Here is a 3,935-nt window from a genome sequence, read left to right as displayed (position 1 = left end):
GGTTTTTCAAGACGGTTCTTTTGTTACGGGATCGGTTTTCGGCAAAAAAATGATCACCGCGGGTTCAAATCGTTCAGATCGGCCTCAGCTACTATGGACGGCATCGAGGTGGCCAATATGATCCGAAAACGACAATTCCCCTGCACTACGACATCCGGTTTTCGGCTGTTTGCAGAAATCGCAGGATAAGTGTGCCCGGTAAGTCGCTAACTCTGGCCATTCAAAAAGTTTGCGACACATCCTTGGGAACTCGTTGTTCAGATATTCTGTGGGGACGCAATCCGCTGCGGTCCTCCCTGACCGAAACCGCCGATCAAAAGATCACATGTCTCGACGCACCCCTCCCCTGGCGTTGCGCCGACATAGCAGCGTGACAACACCCGTCACGGATCAAAAGGCCGGGTTCAGCGGACGGGAATCATTGTTCCGCAATGTTATTTGATTGACGTGTCGTAAGAATAATCCAAGCTACGGGCATAAGTATGTATTTTCGAAAGTATGTTTCTGGTTAAAGGGTGTGATAGGTGAAAGCAAAATCAGAGTGCCGCTTTTGGATACTGTTTAGTGGCTTGGTGGTGATCGCGGCATTGCTCCGTGTTTATTTGGCGCTCAGTTCTGGCTACCTCTGGGATGAAGAACGAGACTGATTGGTGACAGCCTCGCAGATATCCTTTGACAGTGAAGATCCTTATCTTCCCATACGTGCCCGTGTTCACGGGGCCATTACAGCCTACCTCGCATATTTTGGATCGGAAATTTTCGGGGAAACCCACTTTGGTTATCGGTTTTTCAGCATTGTATCGGTCGTCGCCTTCGTTGCCTTCATCGGTTTGTTTGCAAAATATCTTTTTGGCAATCTTGCTGCGCTCTTCTCAACTCTTTTCGTAGCTCTGAATGAGTTCCACATTGTAGTGTCCGCAACGGCCATTCAGATGAGTCACTATCTTCTGCTACAATGTGCAGCCATCTACTTTCTCGTGCGAGCCATCCTGGAGAACCGGCCAAAATTCTTTTACCTCGTGGCAGCGTTCAGCGCCTTAGGTTTCCTGTTATACGAACTGGGTGCACTGATGCTGCCCTTTGCGCTGGGTGCTGTCGCCCTCTCGGGGGCGTGGGGCATGTTAAGACCTAAGTATCTGGCGGGGCCCATCTCGTTAGGGCTTGTTATTGCCTCACCCGATATTGCAGCCAATCTCTTTGAGCGGGACGCCGACCAACTCGGCTGGGGACACTTCGCGCAAGGCCTGGGTGGGCTGGACTTCACCGCTGCGTTTCTATCGTTCTTCGGACGTGAACCTTTCGACTTTTTATTTCAGGCAGTTCTGGGCCGTAATTTCCATCTTGAAGGTCGGGAATATGCGGCAATGAACGGCGCATTCGGACTGGCGGTATTCCTTTCAATACTGGCAGCGCTGCGGGTGGGAACCTCAACAGTCGAAGACAGAAAAATACCTATTTTTTCGTCTGTATTATCTTGGCCCTGCTGGTCGGCTTCAGTTTTGTCGGCCCCCGCAAAGGGAATTTCTACAGGTTCTTTGGATGGATGGCCGTCGCGCTCATACCATCTGCGCTGCTGGTGGGTTACGCGTCCGAAAAGCGACTTTTGGGCCCTGCAGTTGCAGTATGCATGGCCATTGCCACGGTCATGAGCCTGTCAAACCTCGTATTCAGAAATTACGGGATGCATTCCTACAGGCTCGTGATCACTCCAAGGGCCGCCTACCCGGACCCGTCCGGGTGCCGCTTGTTCAGAGCCAACTTCGATTTTTGCGACATCTGCGAAAAGTGGACCGAAATAACGGATATTCAGGTTTCAACTCGCGCAGTCCAAAGCGACAGCAATACCTCACCTTATTGCACGTCTTCAGATCCGGGCCTGTTTCTAAAGGTCCCGCACTCTGACGCGGCTGCAGCCAAGGATGACACCGGGGGATATAACATTGAGATCATAGTTCAGACTGACAAAGGGCGCGAAATTTCACTGACTAGGGTCATTCCTGTTTCAACAAGTGACACACCCAAAGTTCCGACCCCGTTTTGGGTGCATGAATGATGGCGAACCGGTATTCTGATCCGGGTCTGTGGAAGATAGGAGCGGTTCCCGTTTTCTTTCTTTTGATCGGCTTTTGGTCAAAATCAAAAAGATCGGGACTATTCTAAATCGGCCCGTCACCCTGATTGAATCCAGAAAACTCTGCTTGCCGCTGGTCCAAAGACTGGTATCGCCTCAAATTGGGCGAACTCTAAACACAAACTGGAGGAGATTTCAGACTTAGATCACTCAAGTCAGATTTTGTGCTTTCACAATGCCGCAACAAGCCTGCCGTTACAAAGTTCCTTGCACTGTCCGGTAGGCGCTGACGTCAGACATCCTTGCACAGATGCTGGCGGTCAACGGATTGTCGATAAATATGATGATATAGAAAAGCGGTGCCAACACTACAGGTGTCAAAGCCTTCGCATCATCCGCGGTAACATCGACGGGCCTCGAACAGAGTCGCAGTAACCTCCAGATACTCCAACGCATTTACTCGCGAGCAAAAGGAAAAGGTGGTGTTTCGGTGGTGCGGCTCATTGTTGGACTTATAACACCTCACGGTAGATCGAATTTGTAACACAACCACCTTATCCTGTCCGATGGACCGGCGTAAGGCAATCACGCGCCGCATGGGTTGCCCGAATAGCGTTCGTCACATACCCCTCTAAAGTTCATAATGGCAATTTCTACGCGCTTCACCACTGCTTGGGCCGAAGGGAGAAAGGACGTGATTGGTTCAAGTCGGAGGCCGGTATGCCGGCATCCGACAAGCACGCGGTCACGCACCAAAGGGCGCGGGATTTGCCTGGGTAATTGAACCACCCGAGATATATTCAGGAGATAATTTCTCAAGGTCAGCAACCTGCTTCGTCATGCTTCATCAAGGTCATCGATACAAAAAAGCGCCCGTGAGGCGCTTTTTTCGGTCCGGCTCTAAGCCGGAGCAATGGAAAGGACGACGTGCGCCGCCCTGCCCTTCGGTTATTCGGTTACGCCGTCGTCGTCGTTCCGTTTTGGGAAGGCCACCGGCATTGCCAAGTTGATCGGGTTGTCGTTCTCGGGTAGCGCGGCACCATGACCATACCGACCTCATTGCCTCGGCTGAAGGGCTTCCGTTTCCCTCGTGAAATCATCGCCTATGCGGTGTGGGTATATCATCGGTTTGCTCTCAGCGCGGCGGATATCGTGGACCTTCTGGCGGATCGCGGTGTCATCGTTAGTCGTGAAGCGGTTCGTCCCTGGGTGAACCGTTTCGAGTCTCAGTTCGCAGCTTGTATCCGACGCGACCGGCCTCGGCCGCACGACAATTGGCATATGGACGAAGTGGTCATCCCGATCAACGGCGTAAAACATTGGCTGTGGCGTGCAATCGATGGCAACGGAGACGTACTCGACATTGTGATCCAGCCTCGCCGCAATGCCAAAGCCGCAAAGCGTTTCTTCGGTCGGCTGGCGGCTGCCTATGGCGAACCGCGTGTCGTGATCACAGACAAGCTGCGGAGCTACACCAAGCCGATCAAGGCTATCGTATCTGGAAGCCAACCATCGGGCGCACAAGGGGCTCAACAACCGGATCGAAGGGTCGCACCGACCGACGCGAAAGCGGAAAAATGATGGATCGATTCAAGTCACTACGCCAGACGCAACGATTTCTCGTCGCCCACGACCAAATCACCACGATCTTCCGTCTCTGCCGCTATCGCCTTTCCACTCTCCCCTACCGCCATGCTAGAGCCGACGCGTTCAAGCTGTGGGAAGGTTATGCTACGGAACTATCGGCCTGATTGCGCAGTCTCCTACTCGTTTCCATCCACGTCGGATAACTTGGTAATGCCCCTCGAATAACACTTTTTTGCCGAAAACCGATCCCGTAACAAAAGAAACGTCTTGAAAAACA

1 protein-coding gene and 1 pseudogene are annotated in these 3,935 nt (G+C 52.3%); both read left to right on the top strand.

The window, feature by feature from the left end; all coding sequences use genetic code 11:
* The first annotated feature begins 650 nt into the window (after positions 1-650).
* Positions 651-1,649 (top strand): glycosyltransferase family 39 protein, encoded by a 999-nt coding sequence (locus GOW04_RS21715; protein ID WP_171233989.1) that lies wholly within the window; start codon positions 651-653, stop codon positions 1,647-1,649.
* A gap of 1,463 nt (positions 1,650-3,112) precedes the next feature.
* A pseudogene (locus GOW04_RS21710) lies at positions 3,113-3,822 on the top strand (IS6 family transposase).
* Positions 3,823-3,935 lie beyond the last annotated feature (113 nt).

The organism is Ruegeria sp. HKCCA4812, from assembly GCF_013034245.1.
Lineage (GTDB): Bacteria > Pseudomonadota > Alphaproteobacteria > Rhodobacterales > Rhodobacteraceae > Ruegeria.
Note: the sequence above shows the minus strand (reverse complement) of the source record. Positions and strands in the feature narration are given on the sequence as shown.